A 213-nucleotide genomic window follows, 5' to 3' on the forward strand; every position below is an offset into this window, starting at 1 on the left:
CTTCGATCACTTTTCCTGTGTCTGGATTCTTAATTCCTGGTTTACCTGGTACTTTTTCCGTTTGATCTGTTGGTAAGTTTGGATCGAAGATATCTTTATGACCTTGCGGTATTTTCTCGCCACCGAATTCTACAATCTTATCTACTGGTTGTTTTGTGATCTCTTCTGTTGGTTGACCCTCGCCAACTTTTTCACCTGTTAATGGGTTCACTG

Annotated in this window: 1 protein-coding gene; it reads right to left on the bottom strand. The window is 40.8% G+C overall.

Annotated features, from left to right (window positions below; all coding sequences use genetic code 11):
- On the bottom strand, positions 1–213 hold a 213-nt coding region (locus tag IDG65_RS14745; protein WP_181935025.1), incomplete at both ends, for an E domain-containing protein.

Source organism: Staphylococcus sp. EG-SA-17, assembly GCF_017151845.1.
Taxonomy (GTDB): Bacteria; Bacillota; Bacilli; order Staphylococcales; family Staphylococcaceae; genus Staphylococcus; species Staphylococcus aureus.